Below are 19,829 nucleotides of genomic sequence, written 5' to 3'. Positions count from 1 at the left end.
ATAGAATCTTAGTAATTATATTTATGATATTACCAGTCTATTACTGCACTTTTGATACTCTTAAAGCTAATGCCGTAGAAGAACAATATGGTTCCAAATCCATGAAAGGGCCAGCAGTAACAGTTGATGCAAACCCAACTCAAGGAACACCAGGAGTTTACTGGTATCAACTTGATTCAGGAGAATTTAGGGCAGAATATCAAGGCATGCACAAAGATGTGGATAACGGAGGAACTGATTATGATGCATACCCTGTAAAAACAGAAATTCCTGATAATGTTGATATGAGTAGATGGCCCCCACTAAGTTGGAAGCCATATAGAGGTATAGGAATTGATAAGGAAATGGTAACTGATATTAAGTTAAAGAACGATCCTGATGGTGTAAAATATCAGCAGGTAAATAGTTATGAAGGAATAGGTAGTCCAAGAGTTACAAGTGAAAAAAATGCGGATCTTAGAACATATACTGGCAAAGGGTTTGAGTTCTTTGAAAGGGAACCTTATGGGACTAGGCCGGGCAATAAACCCAAATATAAGATGGTATACCACACCCCTGTTAGCATCTTCTGGGAAGGTAAGATTCACGAAGAAAAAGAAATCGATGTAACTCCAAATAAAACCCTTACCCTAGGTCAAACCCAGCAGATGGAAGCCTTGGTGAAAACGAAGGGCTATGGTGCGACAGCCTTTGGTGGGGGCATCGACGTATCCCGCAGGGAGACGGAGATCAAATGGTTTTCTTCTGACGAGACGATTGCGAGTATAGAGCTTAAAACAGGGATGTTAACGGCCGAAAGTCCGGGCACGGTCACTGTGCGTGCGATATGGAACAATGGTACATATCTGATCTCGGATACTGCCACCATAACAGTCACGTCTGAGCCAGGACTTGTTGTGAATCTGCCGAATGCTTGTAAGGCCAATACGACACCTTTACAGGCAGAAGCAGTTTTAACCAAACCGGATCGCACTGTTCATAAACTGACGGCTCATCCCAAATTGACGTGGCAGAGCTCGAATCCGACTATAGCCACGATTGGTGCTGATGGCAAAATCACGACAAAAGGGATCGTGGGTAGCACTACCATAAAAGCTCATTTTCTTGATTCTGTTCAGCAACTGGATGAACAAGGGACTCAGATGCTTGAGGTGAAGGACTGCACGGATAATGGGGAAGGTGGTAATGATGGAGATCCGGGGGGCGACCCTGCGAACGCTTGCCCTGTGACCATCAGCCCACCGAGTAGAGGCACGGTTATTGAAGCATCGGTAATGGACCCGTCTGTTCGAGGTGTGTTGAAGGCAGACGATCGGGGATCTGAGAAGTTCGATGTTACCCGTGGTATTCCGACTTCGGAAGATCTCTATGCCAATGTCTTGGCCAAGGAATATCTGTTTCAGCACCGTTGGGTTAATATGACAGGGACGGTGACTTACACCGTTAAAGTGAAAAGGGTTTATCATAAAACCTGGACGATCCCGGGAAGAGCATCTAGTGGTGAGGGGGATCCAGGAACACCTCCTCAGCCGAGAGAACGTGATGTGCCTGGGGATAAAACGATGCAAGTAACAAGGACATATAGCTATTGGCAGATCGATAACCTGGAGGTATACAAGTTAAATGAGGCCAAGGTCTCTAACTATGCGCTAGGCGGTTATGGTGACACCGTGACCCTTATGCCCAATGCATATACACCACCGACTTTGCAATCGGCCATGGATACTGCGGTTACCAATCATGTGAAACCTGCACCATGTCGAGAAATTGATCTTGGCATCAAAGGGGTCCCAGGTGGTTCTACTGAACCCTCTACGCCAGATGAAACGTCATTGTTTCAATCTGAAGCTGAAGCGGAGGTTAGAGAGAACACCGTTAATAACGACAAGGTAACCTTTAATGGAGCAACGATTGTTGATCCTGCTCCTGTGGAGAAAACAGCTCCAAGACCTGGGACGATCCCGCAGCCTGGCATGATCGGAGACGATGTTCTGTACCTGAACCGTCTGACGATCAAAAACACATTGTTGAACGTAGCTAACCAGCCGACCACGGGTGAGATTACGTATGGACTTCTCCCTGGCAATGTTAACGGAGGGCAGGATCAGAAATTCCCCATTCTGGGCATCAACTCGGTGACGGTACATACTCCAGTTGTGAACTATGCTTGGGTGTCAGATGATCAGCCTCATAATCAGAAGACTACGCCAGATCCGACCAGAGCTGCACTTATTTTAGAGCGTCCGTTTATTGTACGCATCCCAACTTCAGGGCAGCATCTGGATGTAGCGAGTTACCCTGGGTATGGAAACCATGATTATGCGAAATATTTCCGGATCAAACAGGTTCGTTTTCCATTCGATGTTTATAACGGTGCCAGAAGTCAGTTTATTCCGGCCATGACATGGGTGGATATTCCGGTAAATCAGTTGGACACTCCTTTTTATCTTCCTGTATGGGTAGATGAAGGGAATTACCAGGTCGAGTTTCGAAATATCGCCGAAAATGCACCTGCAAACTTCACAGAACAACAGGATGCCAATACGAATCTGACTCATCATGTCGCAGCAGATACCGTTGCGATAGAGGTTATCGGACGATTGTATGATTTTCACATCACCGATATTTCAGACTACAACTGGGAGAATGTGTTCCGCAAGCGGATAGGCAGCTCCGAACCAACGGGTGTGAGCTACTGGGCCGGAGGAAACAGTATAGACGGAGATCCCCGAGGTAATTTGGCTCCCTTTGTACTTCCCATTCGTCCCGGCAGTCATCCGGTACAGGGTTTCCGAAATGCTGCAGTGAAGACAGGTTACCATTTCAAGTTTGATCTGAAAACCAAGGGCAATATGTTTGGGAAACAGGATGGTATCCGAATCACGCCGACGTTCTCTTTTGTGAGTAAAGATGGCACCAACCGGCAAGAAGTGGATTTATACTACCATCGAGGACAGGATCGACTCATTCGTATCGGATCGGCACAAGATTTAGAAAAACGTTTTGTTGTCCTGAACTCACGGTTGCGGAATGTCCCCGGTACGGAGTTGGGTGATACAGCGCGTTATCAGTATACCTATGAACTGTCGGCGGAGGAACGTAATCAGGGTACAATGGCGGAACATATGGTTCGTTTCGTGGATCAGACCTCTCATCATAAAACGTGGGTAGGTCGTTATGACTGGATGATTCTTCCTTCACAGATCCGCACACTCATTGGCCCAAAAGCAGATATTCCCTCCAGTGTTAATGTGGATCGGGCGAATGCAGCGATTCAGCGCTGGTATGGGGAATATAGCTTGCCAGCAGATGTATATGCAGTGCCCAAAGGAACCGATCTCGAGTCGCTTGCCAGACAAAACCGGTTGGATGAGAAGGCAACGGTATTTCTGAGGGGCGGTTACATTGTGGTTAACTTCAATATCGAAACATTGCGCAGCGGCAATACGAATGCACCCCATCTGCAATATATTCATGCACCGTTGATGAATCAATGGCAAATGGAAGGTTTTGATAACAGCCCGGTAGATGGTCAGGGGAGAAGTTGGCCGATGCAAGATGGGGACGTGGTTTTGTACCACGCGGATCAATCCAGCCGAAATGATTTCCAATCCCAGGTACCACATTAGAGAGGTATCGTTTTACCCATAAAGAAGGCAGGCGTCATGTGAATCTACATGACGTTTGTCTTCTTTTTTGTGTAATTTGGATTATGGTCGGGCAGCAGAACGGGTATAAAGGGTAAAGAGCACTCGTACCATCCATATTCATCAATTTTCTCAACGAGAGGGGAACAACACACATGATTGAAGAGGATAAGCAGGAACTATTGATTTCAGAAGATACATACAAAGGAAGAGATTTAGGCGTCACATTAGAAGCACAAGCCTGTCACTTCAAAGTCTGGTCACCGTTAGCTGTTCAGATGGAACTACTTCTGTACCCACCTTTGACAGGGGGGAGCCCGGAGGAAGAGCCCAATCAACGGAAACAGCAGGCGTTACCTATGCAAAAGAAAGAACAAGGCGTCTGGGTTCTGGAACTGGAGGGCGATTTAAGTAACTACCGTTACATGTACAAGCCTACTTTCGAAAATGGACATTCAACCCATGCTGTAGATCCCTACGCACGAGCAGTGACCATGAATGGAGAAATGGCTGTAATTGTGAGACTGGAGCAGACACATCCGAATGGATGGAGTGAGGATATTCGCCCGGAATTGACCAGTCCTGTAGATGCAGTCCTGTACGAACTGCATGTACGTGATTTTTCCATTCACTCATCATCGGGTATAACGAATAAAGGTAAATACATGGCTTTCACCGAGACGGGTCTGCGTGATTCGGAGGGCAACACACTGGGGATCGATCATTTGGTTGAACTCGGGATTACCCATGTTCATCTGCTGCCTGTATTTGATTTTGCGACGGTGGATGAATCCAGGGTGGATGGTGATACGTCTGATGCCTCCAACTATAACTGGGGATATGATCCACTTCATTACAATGTCCCGGAAGGGTCCTATGCATCACGTGCAGATGATCCGGAGACACGGATTCGTGAGTTCAAATCAATGGTGCTTGCCCTTCATAACAAGGGAATAGGTGTCATTATGGATGTGGTATATAATCATACGTTTGATACGGCAGGCAGCTCTTTTGAAAAACTTGTACCAGGGTACTACTATCGACAAAACGCCGATGGGACCTATAGCAATGGCTCAGGTACGGGCAATGAGGTAGCTACTGAACGCACCATGGTTCGCAAGTTTATCATCGACTCGGTCCGTTATTGGGCAGAGGAGTACCATGTTGATGGTTTTCGATTTGATCTCATGGGCCTGATCGACACAACTACGATGAAACAGCTTGCGGCGGAATTGCATACAGATGTGTCACCTTCCATATTGTTATATGGTGAACCATGGGGCGCGCTGGATTCGCCGCTTGGGGATGATATGACTCTAAAAGGAACGCAGCGCAGAGCGGGTTTTGCTGTGTTTAACGATAATTTCCGCGGAGTGATCAAGGGAGACAGTGATGGCATGGGTACGGGATTTGCGACGGGTGCGGACGGAAAAGAAGACGAATTGTGGACTGGCGTCCGGGGAGCCATTCAAGATTTTACGGATGGTCCATCCGAGACGATTAACTATGTAACAGTGCATGATAATCTCAACCTGTGGGACAAAGTCGCACGTACACAAGGACTCCACGATACCTTGAATTTCCTCACCTATGACGAGGATGGAAGTATTCGTGGATGCCAGAGTGTGGAGGAGGCCGTAGAGAAGGCTAAGCCTTACCTACAGATTGATCCGGAACACATTCTGGAGAATGAGACCGTTAGGCGTAGTCTGCTTGCCAATGGTATCGTTCTAACCTCCCAGGGTGTTCCCCTGATCGCGGCTGGAGATGAGCTGCTTCGCAGCAAATATGGGGACGCCAACAGCCACCAGAGTGGAGACGTGGTCAATGCGATACATTGGGAACAGAAGAAGCTGTTCAAGCCGGTATTTGATTATTATCGTGGGCTGATCCGTCTTCGGCGAGAACATCCAGCCTTTCGGCTTCGTACCCGGGAAGAGATCGAGAAGCATGTTCGTCTAATCGAAAAAGGTAATGGGCTGCTAGCCTATGAACTGAACGGTACAGCAACCAACGATTCATGGGAACGTATTGTTGTCATCTATAACGCGGCAAAAGAAAACCGTGACATCGCTGTTCCCACAGGGACATGGAATGTGATTGTAGAAAAAGGACAAGCAGGCGTTAATACGATACGCACCATACAGGCTGGTCAGGTACATGTGAATGCGATATCCCTTACGGTGATGTATTCCAATTCCTAATGAACGCAATGCTTGCCAAGAATTGAAGGGCCCAACAAACCATTAGTAAAATGGCTAACAAGGCCATGGTCAAGATTCCAATCAAATCTAATCAAATAAATTGAGATAAAACAAATCCTCCTTTCCCGTAAGAAAGGAGGATTTGTTGATGCATCAGAGCCATTGGCTTGGTCTCAGGACTATACATCGTCATATATCGACCTTCTTTATGTTGTGCATCAGTTGGGCATTTTTAATCTCAACCCAATGACATCCTGCATTATATTCTTGTATATTTCAAACTTTTTTTGTCAGGACAGGTACAAATGCTGTCAATCTATGGCGCTTGTTTTCATATCTATATTTTGAAAGCGATTGCTAATTGAATACGCAAATTGGACCGATATGATGAGTACAGACAACCCCGGGTTGACAAATCACGTCCCGCTCCGTAACATCGGGACAACACGAAAACAATGGATATAAAGGCGGTGGGAACGATGCCGGAATGGACTTCTTTTCGTTACGCAGGCAACGATCTTGGCTTAACATATACTCGTGCTGCAAGTACTTTTAAATTGTGGGCGCCTACGGCACAACAGGTTTATATATTGATTTTTGACGATGAAGGGCATTACAACGATAGTGGTAAAGTACAAGATCATGAAAATGGGCAGGAACATACTCTGACGCGCGATGCGGACGGAATATGGAGTCTGAAGCTCAGCGGCGATTGGGCAGGACATTATTATATGTACCGCATTATCCATGATGAGCAGCGGATTGAAGTGGTTGTTGATCCTTACGCCAGAGCGGTAACGGCTAATGGGCAACGAACGGCTATTATAGATCCCGAGACCACCAATCCGGTTGATTGGGACCTGGATGTCAAACCTGCTTTTCTGCGTCCTGTCGATGCCGTCTTATATGAGTTGCATGTCCGTGATTTCTCCTCGGATCCACATGCAGATATTCCGTATAAGGGAAAATATCTGGCATTCACGGCATCTGGTCTGACGGATAGAGCAGGCAATAGTATTGGGGTAGACCATCTTGCCGAACTGGGAGTCACTCATGTACATCTTCTGCCTGTGGCAGATTATCAGACGGTGAATGAACTCGCTACAGCAGATGTGGGTTCAAATGTCAGAGCACCATACAACTGGGGGTATGATCCCCAGCATTATAACGTTCCCGAAGGTTCGTATGCGACAGATCCACGTGATCCGGCAGTTCGCATCCGGGAGTTCAAATCCCTGGTTCAATCGCTGCACAGACAAGGCATTCGCGTTGTTCTTGATGTTGTCTATAATCACACGTATAGCGTGGAAGAGGGACCTTTTGAACGGATTGTACCAAGCTATTATTACCGTTATCGGGAGGATGGCACCCTCAGTAATGGTTCTGGTGTAGGCAATGAATTAGCAACAGAACGTCCAATGGTGCGAAAATATATTTTGGATTCTCTCCGATATTGGGCAGAAGAATATCATGTGGACGGATTTCGATTTGACCTCATGGCCCTGATTGATACGGAAACGATGAATGAATTGACACGCGAATTGCGGGAGCAGATCGATCCGGCGTTTCTGATCTATGGGGAACCCTGGATGGGTGGAGATTCACCCTTGGACCGCAAAACATTAAAAGGAACCCAGCGAGGTCAGGGGTTTGCAGTATTTAATGATCATTTTCGCAGTGCAATCAAGGGCGATAGTGATGGCAGTGGGAGAGGGTTTGTCACGGGTGCCGGAGGACAGGAATATGAGATTCTCAGAGGATTAGCCGGAGCACTGGATGATTTCACATCTTCACCTGTGGAAGTTGTCAATTATGTAACTGCCCATGACAATCTTAATCTGTGGGATAAAATTGCAACAACAATGAACCTTAGACATGAATTAGGATTTCCCGTATGGAAGGACGGACAGCCCGTGGGTGGCGGGAGTGCTGAGTCCGCTGTAAAAGCAGCAGATCCTTATCGGTATGTGGATGCAGATGATGTTTTGGATCATGAGATGGTTCGTCGCTCGTTACTGTCTTCCGGCATTCTGCTTACTTCTCAGGGAATTCCGTTTCTGCATGCAGGGGATGAGATGCTCAGATCCAAAGCCGGTGATCATAACAGTTATCGGAGCGGGGATGCGGTGAACGCTATCACATGGGCCAACAAATCACGGTTTAGACCGGTGTTCGACTACTATCGTGGTCTCATTCATTTGCGGCGAACACATCCTGCTTTTCGTATGATTGATGCAGAACAGGTACGAAATCACCTTCGTGTCATTCGTGCGGATGGCAATGTAGTTGCCTTTATACTTCATGATGGTGCGAATCAGGACACTTGGAATCAGATTATGGTCATCTATAACGGAACGGAGCACCAACAGCATGTCGACCTGGGTGAAGGGGACTGGCATGTTGTAGTCAATGATCATCAGGCAGGCACAGACTTGATCGAGACTGTTCGTGGTACTGTTCAGGTAGAACGATGGTCTTTAATGGTACTGTATGACACAGAGCATGCTGGAGGCGCTGAACCATCAACAGTGGAGATTAGTTTTCCTCGTCAGGTATATAGTCCACAGGAGACCACTCAACTGCGAGCGATCGTACGGGACAGCATTGGTAATGTGGTCGAAAAAGCTCCAGTTACCTGGACTTCTTCTGATCCGGCTATTATTCAGATCCAGTCTGATGGAACAATCCATGCACTGGAACAAGGGGAATCTTCGATTACAGTCCACTGTGGGGACATAACGGCAAGCTGTATGTTACAAGTGAATTATCGTCATGCTGAACGAATCGAAATTGTGGGCGAACCTGTCATGTACATGACTCGAATCAGTCGCTTCCGTGCCTTGGTTCTGGATCAATTTGGTCAGCCGCTTCAGGATTCGAATATACGCTGGAGCTCTTCTCATCCAGAACTTGCAGCGGTGAGTGCAGCAGGGATCGTACGTGCGATGACACCAGGTGTAACCCATATTATTGCTGAAGCTGGAGGAATCCGGGCAACGCTTGCCGTGACGATTCATAAACAGATTTCGCGAACCGTCACGCTTCGATACGAACGGGAAGACCAGCATTATGAAGGTTGGGATGTCTGGGTATGGGGCACAGGTATGGAGGACGGAGCAGTACGGCTGGAACAAGTCGGAAATGCCGCCGAAGCCCGCTTCCGCGTTGCTCCGGGTCTGCATCACCTGGGATTGATCATTCGATTGAACGAATGGGAAGCTAAAGATACGTGCGGAGACCGTTACGTGGACATTGTACCTGAAGATGGGGATGTGCACATTATTGTCCGTAGCGGATCAGACGAGATGCAGATCATTCGTGAAAGCGAAAAAACAGAGGATCGTGATAGCGCATAGTTTCTTAATTTATAACGTCGAACGTAGTTCGTCAAAACCTTGTTAAATCAGCAGTTGGAAGAGATTCCGACTGCTTTTTTGGTCTGATTATAAGCCGCATAACTTGCCAAAAAATAAAGAATTGTCCTGTTTCGTGTTTGAGATCCTCTAACATTGGGGTAAATATAGATATGGCCCACGATTCGGCCAAAGGAAAAAAGACCATTATGGTCTATAAGCGACGCTTTAGCGCTTTCCAACAAATATAATGTAGTGATCCCTTGAAGGAGGATGTTCAATCATGAAATCCAACGGAAAAATGGCTCAACTTACAGCAACGCCAAGAACGGAAAAGAAAGGTGCAGCACTGCGCCTGTTAAGACAAGGCGGACGAGTTCCCGCAGTCGTTTACGGCCCGGGACTTGAAGGTGCTTCAATACATGTAGATGAAAAAGAGATGCTGAAAGTGGCACGCACAGGCCGCTCCGAAATGTTCAACCTGAATGTTGAGGGCGGTAAAACGGTTCCAGTGCTGATCAAGGATCAGCAAGAGCGTAACGGACGTTTGCTGCATGTAGACTTCCTGCAAATTTCCAAGAACAAGCCGATCAGCGTAAGTGTATCGATCGACTTCCAGGGTACAGCGGCTGGCTCAAAAGCTGGCGGTGTATTCCAGACACAAGAAACACAATTGGAAGTAGAAGGATTGCCTGCGGATCTGCCAACGTCCATTGAGGTGGATGTGAGCGGATTGGATATTGGTGATCGCTTGACTGCTGCGGATATCAAGCTGGATAAAGGTTTGACACTCATAACATCACCTGAGTCCATCATCGCGTCCGTCATGCCGCCACAAGCGGCTGAGGAAGAGCCAACAGCTTCTGCTGAGGAAGCTGAACCGGCAGCTGAAGAAAAAGCTACAGAAGAATAAGCGAAGCTCAGGGATCTCATCAGATCCCATGCTTAGCCGAAGCCCAGTCCTAGTGACTGGGCTTTTTATATTTCCAGGACAAACATATGGAAGTGAAATACATGTGAAAAATATTGTAACACCCCAGCCACCAATCCACGAATTAACTGATTGGAAGCGTAATGTCAATTAGCGTTCCCCAGCCGGGCTTGCTCTTGATGCGAAGCTTACTTTTATGACCGTAAGCAAGCTGAATTCTTCTCTGTGTATTAATAAGGCCGATGTGGTTTGCATCCGTCGAATCACTAAACAACCTCGTGTGAAGCTCGACCATTCGCTCCTCCGATATACCGTTGCCGTTGTCAATGATGGCCAAGCGGAGGGAATTGCCACAACGCTGAATCTTGATCTTGACTGCCAGCTTCTGATCCGAACGACTCAAGCCATGCTGTAGGCTGTTCTCGATCAGTGGCTGGAAGATCAGCTTGGGCACATGGTACTTCTCTAGCTCCGCGTCATACTCCCACCAAATGTAAAATCTCTCCCCATATCTTGTTTTCTGTATCGCTGTGTAGCTCTTCGTATTGGCGATCTCCACGTTAAGCGGCACAAGTCCATTTTGCCCGTCCAGGGAGTACCGCAGAATATCGGACAAATGCTCCACGATGCTCGTTAGCTCATTTGGCCCTTCGGTATAACCTGCTGCCTTCCAATGTATCGTCTCCAGCGTATTATAGAGAAAATGAGGGTTGAGCTGCGATTGTAGGGCGGCGAACTGGGCGGCTTGCGTTTTATACTGGCTCTCTGAAAGTTGAACGCGCATATAGTTGTGCTCGATAAAATTTTGAAGCAAGCTGCGGATGATATGGCTGTGAACGCTGTTACCCTTTGTGCGGTGTAGAGGGAGCGGTTTGCCTTGTTCTGCTGCGCCGAGAATGGACATGATGATCTTAAGGTCCAAATAATTCTTCTTCGTCAAATGAAAGGCTAGCAGAAGCGCTGCGAGCAACGCCATGATCATCAGCACAGCCCCGATGCGAAGCAGGCGATTAAGCGCGGTGTACAGGGTTTGCTTTGGAGTAACGGAGATGAATACCCAGTCATAGGTCTTGGAGTAAATCATATTGATCAAGGCCTCGTCATTCGGAGTTTGTGTCGTAATAAAGTTGCTTTTACTTGAAATGACCTGTTCCAATTCCTCGGGACTTAGCTCGTACCGGGCGTTATTGCGGAATATAACAGAGCCCTGTTGATCTACAACGGCGAGCAGCTGCCCTTTTGCTGTTGAGAGATCGTTCAATCTGCGTTCAATATACTCCCGTTTGATATTAAGGACGATAACACCGCGAGTGTCATCTGACACCTTGAAATTGCGGTACATGGTAATGACATCTGCATATTCAATCTCTTCGTTCAGATTATAGCGCGGAACCGCCCGACTTTCCGTCCAGATTGCTTCGTGATGCTCATGCTTTAGATAGCTGTCGTACCATAAGTGGTCTGGATCCTCTCCAAGCTCGATGAAGCCTCCGGTAACGGATGAAATGTAGCGCTGGTTGTCGTTATTTAGAAAAATATAGATGGAATCAATATAGGGGCTGGCAATGGAGGGTGAATCGATAAAATTTTTTAAGACCGCCAGTTGTTGGTAATCCTCTGCCGATGGCAGGGGCTTGTTCAGCATACCCTTGAGGTTCATGAACTGGGTCGTGCTGGCGATGATATGCAGGTTCAGGGAGTTCTGTTCATTGAACAGAAGTTCAATGTTCTCCTTGGTCTGTTTAAGCATGTTCATGTTGTTGTTGTTAATTCCGTGAACGACGTACTGCTGAATCAGGAAGGCGGACAGAGCACCGAGAACGAGGAGAGGGATCAGCATGGGCAAAAGGAAGGTCAACAGGTTCTTGATGAAAAAGCGGACGGTGGTCGTGATCATAAGTTATTCCTCGTTCCGATATTCTCTGGGAGTCATGCCGAAAAAGCTCCGGAACATTCGCGTGAAATTCTTTGCGTTACTGTACCCGACGATTTCGCTGATCTCGTACGTCTTGCAGTAGGTAGTCTTCAGAAGTACGGCCGCATGTTGCATGCGAAGCTTCGTCACATAATCCGAGAAGTTCTCACCGGTCTTGGTCTTGAAGTATTTGCTTAAATAGAAGGGGTTAAGAAAAACATGCTTTGCGGCGTTCTCCAGGGTGGCGGCGGACAAGTTATCCTGCAAGTAAATCTTAACCTTCTCGATGGTCTGGTCCGCCAGGCCGCTCTCTACGGTTGATGCAGAGAGGGGAGGAGGCATTTTTGCATTGTCCATTTCGCTTCGGAGATGTCCGAACACTTCGGCGATTTCCGTGTATTTAGTAGGTTTTGTCAAATATCTCTTGACTCCATACTGTACGGCCAACTGCGCGTATTCGAATTCCTTGAAGCCGCTTAGAAGAACAACCTTGACCTCCGATCCTTGTCGGTATAGCCGCTCTGCTACATCAATGCCCGACAAGGAGGGCATGCGGATGTCACAGAGAAGCACATCCACAGGCTTCTCCTGGATAAAGGCGAGTGCAGCCTCACCGTCGCACGCTTGCCCGACAACTTGATAACCGAATTCATGCCATGGGAAATAGTTACTTAGACCGTTGCGAATTTCGCTCTCGTCATCGGTGATTAGAAGATTGTACACGGCCCACACTCCCTTCTTTTTTATTAATTCTTAAAATTTGATACCTTTCTGGTCTTACGGAGGCATGGATGCCAAGAAATGATTCCAAAAGCTAATGTAAAGTGTCTTTAATTAATCGTCATATTGACGTTAAATAAAGTTACAAGAAGAGAGACATAATCGAAATGTTAGGGGGCGTTTGCAAGAAAATAAATCTTATATTTGAAATATAGCATAAGTGTCCTATGAAAAATATGTAGTTTTCCCCAAGAAAAAAGAGAAAAAAGTGTGGGATTTCACAGGTGCCTTCATAATAGGGTATTAGGATGTTCTTTCAAATGTTAATAAACATAACATAAAACTGCTTATCGGCATACCAAATATTGAGGCAAAGGAGGGGCTGCGCATGCTACTAGAGCTTAAGGACGTAAGGACCGTTTTCAAAACGGAAAAAGGGGAAGTCACTTCGGTGGACCGGGTCAGCCTTAAGCTGGAGAAGGGGGAAACCATCGGTATCGTCGGCGAATCGGGCTGCGGTAAGAGTGTCACTTCTCTCTCGATCATGAGGCTGCTCGGCAAGAACGGCAGCATCAGGGAGGGGGAAATACGGTTCATGGACAAGGATCTCGCGAAGCTGCCTGAGGCCGAGTTGCGCCTGATTCGCGGCGGAGATATTGCGATGATCTTTCAGGAACCGATGACCTCACTCAATCCGGTGTTCACTATTGGGAATCAATTGACGGAAGCCATCCGGCTACATACCGAATTGAGAGGCAAGGCTGCTGAAAGATACGCAGTCGAAATGCTTGAAAAGGTCGGCATCCCCCGTCCTGAAGCGATTATGAAGAGCTACCCACACTCTCTATCCGGGGGAATGAGACAGCGGGTGATGATCGCAATGGCACTTTCCTGTAAGCCGAAGCTACTCATCGCCGATGAGCCTACGACCGCACTGGACGTGACGATTCAGGCACAGATTCTGAATCTGATGAAGGAGCTCCGCGAAGAGATGGGTGCCTCGATCATGCTCATCACCCATGATCTCGGCGTTGTTGCGGAGATGGCGGACAAGGTTGTGGTCATGTACGCCGGTCAGGTGGTCGAGGAAACGGACGTGTTTACCCTGTTTGAGAAGCCGCTTCATCCTTACACGCAAGGATTGATGAGATCCATTCCCCACATTGAAACTGATGCCGATGAGATGCTGACCTCCATCCCGGGTGCGGTGCCTCCACTTACCAACATGCCGAAGGGCTGCCGATTCCATACTCGCTGCGAGTTTGCCGCAGGGAAATGTCTTTCCGAAGCGCCGAAGCTGCTTCCGGTTCAGGAGGGACATCAAGTGCGCTGCTGGATGTCACAGGATCCCGGTGCCTGGAAGACGCGAGAGGAGGGGGTCATATGACGCTTGCGGAACGCAGAGTGGCCCAAGAACCTCTGCTTAAAATCGAAGGCTTAAAGACGTACTACCCCATCAAACGAGGATTGTTATCCCGTACAGTCGGGAATGTCAAAGCAGTGGACGACATTTCGCTGGAGCTATACCAAGGAGAGACGCTAGGACTTGTTGGTGAGTCGGGCTGTGGCAAGTCGACCATCGGCCGGAGCATCATTCGACTCGAGAATCCAACGGCCGGCCGAATCTGGTTCGAAGGGCAAGAAATTACGACAAGTAAAATGTCGGACCTCCGTGAGGAACGAACGAAAATGCAGATGATTTTTCAGGACCCCTACTCCTCTCTTAATCCCCGGATGCGGGTGCAGGAGCTGCTGGCCGAGCCGATGCGGGTGCATGGCTTGGCCAGTGGAGCAGAGCTAGAGGCAAGAATAGATACCCTTCTGGATACGGTTGGCATTCCCCGCAGCTACAAGCAGAGATTCCCTCATGAATTCTCAGGCGGCCAGCGGCAACGCATCGGCATCGCCCGCGCACTCTCCATGAACCCGAAACTCATTGTGTGCGATGAGCCAGTATCCGCGCTCGACGTCTCCATTCAGGCACAGATCTTGAACCTGTTGAAGGAGCTGCAGCGGGAGCTCGGACTCACCTATTTGTTCATCGCTCATGGTCTAGGGGCGGTTAAGTACATCAGTACCCGCATCGCTGTTATGTACCTTGGCAAGGTGGTTGAGATCGGAACGAAGGAACGGATCTTTGCGAGTCCACGCCATCCGTATACCCAAGCTTTGCTCAATGCTTATCCGGTACCGGATCCCCGCAAGCGTGGACAGGAGCGAATCGTTCTTCAGGGAGATGTGCCAAGTCCCTCTAGTCCGCCGTCAGGCTGCCGGTTTCATACCCGTTGTCCGTTCGTTCAAGCAAAGTGCAAGGAGGAGGAGCCTCTTCTGCAAGGAGGAGAACACGCAGCGGCTTGTCATTATCCATTGACTACAGGATAAATCGCAAGAGAGGAGAGAGAGCATGTTTACTTACGTCATTCGCCGCATTCTGATTGCGATTCCCGTCTTGTTTGGCATTACGATTATCAACTTTGTCATCATCAACCTTGCGCCGGGTAACCCGATCGACATGTACATGACACCGGACACACCTCCGGAGCTGCTTGAGTTGCGTAAGGAGCAGCTTGGATTGAACGATCCGATCATCATTCAATATTTCAAATGGCTAGGGCAACTGCTGTCCGGCAATCTCGGATACTCTTTCAGCACAAGCGAATCCGTTATTTCGCTCATCGGTGAGCGTCTGGGGCAGACGGTGCTGCTCGGCATCTGTGCTCTGCTTATTGGCCTTTTGATCGCGCTGCCGATCGGTATTATGAGCGCTGTCCGGCAAAACTCGAAATTTGACTACCTCATGACTGGACTATCGTTTGTCGGAACCTCGATTCCCCAGTTTTTCCTTGGTCTCGTGTGCATTTATATTTTCGCTGTTCAACTGGGCTGGCTTCCCGTCGGCGGAACGGAGGATCTTGGTGGAGGAGGAGGGTTAGGCGACCGAATCAGTCATTTAGTGCTTCCTTCCATAGCACTGGCCGTCGGTATTGCGGGACGCAAAGTGCGTTATATTCGGGCCAGCATGCTGGATGTACTGAAGCAGGATTACCTGCGAACAGCGCGAGCCAAGGGGCTCAAAGAGTTTTATGTTACCAACAAGCATGCGCTACGCAACGCTCTGATTCCGATCATTACCGTCGTCGGAATGGAAATCCCGATGCTCTTCGGGGGAGCCGTCATTGTTGAGCAGTTGTTTCAATGGCCGGGCATCGGTCAGTTGACCATCCAATCGATCATGTCCCGCGACTATTCCACCATCATGGGCCTTAATCTGGTCGCTGCCATCATTGTGCTGGCCGCCAATCTGCTCACGGATATTTTCTACTCGGTAGCCGATCCTCGCATCCAATATCATTAAATTAAGGCTTATTACTGTGAAACGAACACGAATGAGAGGAGGCGGACTCGATGTCTGCTGTACAAACCCCAGTCGCCGGAGGAGTCATTCTTCCCATTCAACAAGAAGAGCCCGAGGGTGTCTTCCGGCAAATGGCCCGGCGTTTCCTGAAACATCGGCTGGCCGTCGCCGGTCTTGTCGTTACCTTGCTGCTTATCCTCATCGCCATCTTTGCCCCGTGGCTCTCCCCGCATAGCCCTTATGCGGTAACCGCCGAATTTTCTGCCGCGCCTTCATCTTCCCATTGGCTTGGAACTGACCAGGTGGGAAGGGACGTGCTGTCTCGTCTGCTATACGCGACGAGAGTCGCTGTCACGGTTGGGTTCGGAACGGTCGCTCTGTATGTGGCGTTCGGAACGATCATCGGTCTTTGGTCTGCTTATGTTGGTGGCTGGGTCGATATGATGGTCATGAGAATTACCGATATGTTTATGGCATTCCCCTACATGATGGTTATTCTCGTTGTCGTCAGTGTGCTTGGACCAACGCTTTGGACGCTCGTACTTGTTCTTGCTCTGTTTTCCTGGCCGTCCATCGCCCGACTTGTCCGGGGGAGTGTATTGACGCTCAAGCAAATGGATTACATTAAAGCCGGAGTCGCTCTGGGGCTCAGCACGCCGCGCATTGTCTTCCGTCACATCCTGCCGAACGCGCTGGCACCGATCATCGTAAATGCGACCTTTGGTGTTGCGGCGGCAATCATGGCGGAGTCAGGGCTGAGTTTCCTAGGCATGGGCGTACAGCCGCCGACCGCCAGTTGGGGCAATATGCTGACGGACGCTCAATCCATTAGCGTCATGACCGACCAGCCCTGGCTTTGGCTGCCTCCCGGAATCATGATTCTGGTGACGGTGCTCGCCATCAACTTCGTAGGTGACGGGCTGCGCGACGCACTGGACCCTAAACAATAAACCACAATGCATCTCTCAAATATGGCATTCAAAAAGATAATCAGGTGGAGGAGATCAGATGAAAAGGGTGCGTAAAGTTTGGATTTGCGGAGTACTGACATTATTAATGGTATTGGTCGCGGCCTGCGGTTCGAATTCTGGCAGCAATAAAACAACGTCTCCGGGATCGGATGGCGAGAGCGCTTCTGCTTCCGGAGGCTCCGGTCAGCCTCTTTATATCGGTCTTGTGAATCCGGTGACAACATTCGATGTCTTCAATCTGGACAATGCAGGTGTTTTCGTTAACTCGTTGATGAGCGATACTCTTGTTGCGATGAACAGCGAATATGGATTCGATCCGAAACTTGCTGAATCAATCGAAACGACGGACAACCGGAACTTCACCATCAAGCTGAACAAGAATGCTAAGTGGAGTGACGGGGAATCGTTCACGGCGGACGACGTTGAGTTCACATTCCGGATGTTCACGGACGTTAACGTGAAGACACTCCTAAACATGACGTTTGTCACTGGACTGAACGAAGCCGGTAAGAGAGAGGAGGGGCAAACGGAGTTGGGATTTTATGAGAAGGTTGATGATTACACTTTTGTTATCAAAACGAAAAACCCGATGGAGACGAATCAATTCAAGAGTCAATTCGGCACGTACTTCCGCTTTTTGCCAGAGCATATGTTGAAAGATGTAGCCCCGGTGGACCTGAACAAGAATGAATTTATGATGAATCCTACGGTCACCAACGGGGCATACAAGTTCGTCAAATTCGCCAAGGACCAGTACGTTCAGCTGACCGCGAACGAGCAATATTACGAAGGTGCGCCAAATATCAAGAATATTTACATCAAGATGATGCCGGCGACAAATCTGGCAGCGCAGCTCCAGACAGGAGACATACAGTTGACTTCTCCGGGTGTGGGTCTTATTCCGGTGCAGGATTTTGACAAGGTAGCCAATATGGCGAATGTGACTACGGGCTACGGCGATGCGAACAATCCGAACATTATGTTCATCAACTCGAAGAAGTTCCCGGATTCAAAAGTGCGGCAAGCAATCGCTTATGCCATGAACCGCCAGCTTATTGTAGATCAATTGCTCAAAGGACAAGGGGAACTCGTAGATGGCATGCTCGGCCAAAACCACCCTTACTACAATAAGGAAATACCACTGTATGGCTACGATCCGGAGAAAGCGAAAGCACTGTTGGAGGAAGCGGGCTGGGACTTCAATCAGACGATTGAATTCGTCGTTCCGACAGGTAACAAGATCCGTGAACAAGCTTCTGACATCATTGCGGAGAATCTAAAAGCAGTCGGTCTGAAGGTACAAGTGACAAAGCTTGATTTTCCGACAACCTATCAAAGAGCACTTAAGCACGATTACGACTTGACGATAATTAATCTCGGATTCATTCTCGATCCGAACTCCGTGCTAGGGCTGTTCAAGACAGGAGTCAGCTTCAATATCGCAGACTATTCGAGCACCGAAGTCGACGAGCTGCTGGTCCAAGGAGCGGAGGAGCTGGAGCCATCCAAGCGTTTCGAGATTTATAAGCAGGTTCAGCAAATCCTGCACGACGATGTTCCGGTTATCGCTCTGTTCGCTGACAAGCAAATGTATGCTGCGGCCAAAAATCTAGACCTTGGCAAAGGCCTTGAGACCAGTACAGTCGGCCTGACAAACAATGTCGCCAAGTGGACGTTCAACCCATGATCGAATAACGACTAGCTTCGGTTCAGGGAGGAGCTGTAGATGCCAGGTTTGAAAAAGGAGAGACCACCTTTGCTGAGCGTAGAAAGTCTCAAGACGTATTATCCGATCCGGCAGGGCATTTTCTCTCAAGTCACAGAATACGTCAAGGCGGTCGACGGTGTCAGCTTCTCGATTCGCGAAGGAGAAACGCTCGGTCTTGTCGGAGAATCGGGCTGTGGTAAGTCGAGTGTCTGTCGCACGCTGCTTCAACTAGAGACTCCTTATGAAGGAAGGGTTCTCTATGCGGGCCGGGAATTGGCAGAACTTGGCAAGAGGGAACTTCGCCGAACCCGGGCGAGCATAGGGGTGATTTTCCAAGACCCATACTCCTCGCTTAACCCCCGGATGAGGATCAGTGATATTCTGGCAGAGCCTCTGCTAGCGCACCGACTCGAGAGCCGTTCGTCTGTTCGGGATCGGGTAGATATGCTGCTTGAAACAGTCGGAATTTCGAAAGAAGACAAAAGTCGTTATCCTTATGAATTTTCAGGAGGACAGCGACAGCGTATTGGCATTGCGAGAGCTTTGTCCCTAAACCCCAGGCTGATCGTGTGTGACGAGCCTGTTTCCGCTCTTGACGTCTCTATCCAGGCACAGATTCTGAATCTCCTGAAAAAGCTCCAGAAGGAGGAGGGGCTCGCTTATCTATTCATCGGACACGGTCTAGGCGCCGTCCGCTATATCAGTGATCGAATAGCGGTCATGTATCTGGGAAAGATCGTGGAGATTGCGAACCGGGAGAAGCTGTTCAGGGTGCCGAAGCATCCCTATACGAACGCCTTGCTTAGTGCAAATCCGGTAACAGATCCCAGGCTTCGTTCGCAGAAGCGGATTATCATCCAAGGGGATGTGCCAAATCCGGTTCGCCCGCCAGGTGGCTGTCGTTTCCATACGCGCTGTCCGATCGCCAAAGCAATCTGTCGCGAATTTGAGCCGGAGCTCAAAGGTCACGATCATGCCGTTGCCTGCTTCGCATTTGATTGACCGATAGCCGGTACTCAAAGTAT

Annotated in this window: 12 protein-coding genes; 10 read left to right on the top strand and 2 right to left on the bottom strand. The window is 48.7% G+C overall.

Going from position 1 to position 19,829, the window contains the following annotated elements; translation table 11 throughout:
• The first annotated feature begins 344 nt into the window (after positions 1 to 344).
• The 4 genes from MKY87_RS08650 to MKY87_RS08635 all read left to right on the top strand — a co-directional run bounded on the left by MKY87_RS08650 (position 345) and on the right by MKY87_RS08635 (position 10,117).
• Complete coding sequence (locus MKY87_RS08650) at positions 345 to 3,629, top strand: DUF5704 domain-containing protein (RefSeq protein ID WP_340963968.1); 3,285 nt, start codon at positions 345 to 347, stop codon at positions 3,627 to 3,629.
• 173 nt (positions 3,630 to 3,802) lie between these two features.
• A complete protein-coding gene (gene pulA, locus MKY87_RS08645; protein WP_340963965.1) occupies positions 3,803 to 5,851 on the top strand; it encodes a type I pullulanase in 2,049 nt (682 codons plus the stop codon).
• Between the two features lie 479 nt (positions 5,852 to 6,330).
• Positions 6,331 to 9,207, top strand: a complete 2,877-nt coding sequence (gene pulA / locus MKY87_RS08640; protein WP_340963962.1) for a type I pullulanase — start codon at positions 6,331 to 6,333, stop codon at positions 9,205 to 9,207.
• A gap of 280 nt (positions 9,208 to 9,487) precedes the next feature.
• Complete coding sequence (locus MKY87_RS08635; protein WP_076212356.1) at positions 9,488 to 10,117, top strand: 50S ribosomal protein L25; 630 nt, start codon at positions 9,488 to 9,490, stop codon at positions 10,115 to 10,117.
• 142 nt (positions 10,118 to 10,259) lie between these two features.
• Here MKY87_RS08635 and MKY87_RS08630 read toward each other — a convergent pair whose 3' ends face one another.
• Positions 10,260 to 12,032 carry a sensor histidine kinase gene (locus MKY87_RS08630; protein ID WP_340963959.1) on the bottom strand — a complete coding sequence of 591 codons (1,773 nt, stop codon included), beginning with the start codon at positions 12,030 to 12,032 and terminating at the stop codon, positions 10,260 to 10,262.
• 3 nt (positions 12,033 to 12,035) lie between these two features.
• Positions 12,036 to 12,773, bottom strand: a complete 738-nt coding sequence (locus tag MKY87_RS08625) for a response regulator transcription factor (protein WP_340963957.1) — start codon at positions 12,771 to 12,773, stop codon at positions 12,036 to 12,038.
• A gap of 379 nt (positions 12,774 to 13,152) precedes the next feature.
• Between MKY87_RS08625 and MKY87_RS08620 the strand changes: the two genes are divergently transcribed.
• Genes MKY87_RS08620 through MKY87_RS08595 form a run of 6 tightly spaced genes read left to right on the top strand, consistent with a single transcriptional unit; the run spans position 13,153 to position 19,806 of the window.
• Positions 13,153 to 14,157 carry an ABC transporter ATP-binding protein gene (locus MKY87_RS08620; protein WP_340967403.1) on the top strand — a complete coding sequence of 335 codons (1,005 nt, stop codon included), beginning with the start codon at positions 13,153 to 13,155 and terminating at the stop codon, positions 14,155 to 14,157.
• Complete coding sequence (locus MKY87_RS08615) at positions 14,154 to 15,152, top strand: ABC transporter ATP-binding protein (protein WP_340963954.1); 999 nt, start codon at positions 14,154 to 14,156, stop codon at positions 15,150 to 15,152. Before MKY87_RS08620 ends, MKY87_RS08615 begins: the two co-directional genes overlap by 4 nt.
• A 22-nt stretch (positions 15,153 to 15,174) precedes the next feature.
• Positions 15,175 to 16,125: an ABC transporter permease gene (locus MKY87_RS08610; RefSeq protein WP_253440055.1), complete on the top strand. Its 951-nt coding sequence runs from the start codon at positions 15,175 to 15,177 to the stop codon at positions 16,123 to 16,125.
• Positions 16,126 to 16,175: 50 nt separating this feature from the next.
• A complete protein-coding gene (opp4C, locus tag MKY87_RS08605; RefSeq protein WP_253440053.1) occupies positions 16,176 to 17,075 on the top strand; it encodes an oligopeptide ABC transporter permease in 900 nt (299 codons plus the stop codon).
• Between the two features lie 58 nt (positions 17,076 to 17,133).
• Entirely contained in the window at positions 17,134 to 18,783 is a 1,650-nt protein-coding gene (locus MKY87_RS08600) for an ABC transporter substrate-binding protein (protein ID WP_338588292.1), read from the top strand.
• A 39-nt stretch (positions 18,784 to 18,822) separates the two neighbouring features.
• A complete protein-coding gene (locus tag MKY87_RS08595; protein WP_340963952.1) occupies positions 18,823 to 19,806 on the top strand; it encodes an ABC transporter ATP-binding protein in 984 nt (327 codons plus the stop codon).
• Positions 19,807 to 19,829 lie beyond the last annotated feature (23 nt).

The organism is Paenibacillus sp. FSL R7-0198, from assembly GCF_038000415.1.
Lineage (GTDB): Bacteria > Bacillota > Bacilli > Paenibacillales > Paenibacillaceae > Paenibacillus.
Note: the sequence above shows the minus strand (reverse complement) of the source record. Positions and strands in the feature narration are given on the sequence as shown.

Bases quoted from the DNA above. Each gene is read 5' to 3' on its own strand.
- MKY87_RS08595 (WP_340963952.1), top strand. From the start codon at position 18,823: ATGCCAGGTTTGAAAAAGGAGAGACCACCTTTGCTGAGCGTAGAAAGT.
- opp4C (WP_253440053.1), top strand. From the start codon at position 16,176: ATGTCTGCTGTACAAACCCCAGTCGCCGGAGGAGTCATTCTTCCCATT.
- pulA (WP_340963962.1), top strand. From the start codon at position 6,331: ATGCCGGAATGGACTTCTTTTCGTTACGCAGGCAACGATCTTGGCTTA.
- MKY87_RS08635 (WP_076212356.1), top strand. From the start codon at position 9,488: ATGAAATCCAACGGAAAAATGGCTCAACTTACAGCAACGCCAAGAACG.
- MKY87_RS08650 (WP_340963968.1), top strand. From the start codon at position 345: ATGGTAACTGATATTAAGTTAAAGAACGATCCTGATGGTGTAAAATAT.
- pulA (WP_340963965.1), top strand. From the start codon at position 3,803: ATGATTGAAGAGGATAAGCAGGAACTATTGATTTCAGAAGATACATAC.
- MKY87_RS08615 (WP_340963954.1), top strand. From the start codon at position 14,154: ATGACGCTTGCGGAACGCAGAGTGGCCCAAGAACCTCTGCTTAAAATC.
- MKY87_RS08630 (WP_340963959.1), bottom strand. From the start codon at position 12,032: ATGATCACGACCACCGTCCGCTTTTTCATCAAGAACCTGTTGACCTTC.
- MKY87_RS08600 (WP_338588292.1), top strand. From the start codon at position 17,134: ATGAAAAGGGTGCGTAAAGTTTGGATTTGCGGAGTACTGACATTATTA.
- MKY87_RS08610 (WP_253440055.1), top strand. From the start codon at position 15,175: ATGTTTACTTACGTCATTCGCCGCATTCTGATTGCGATTCCCGTCTTG.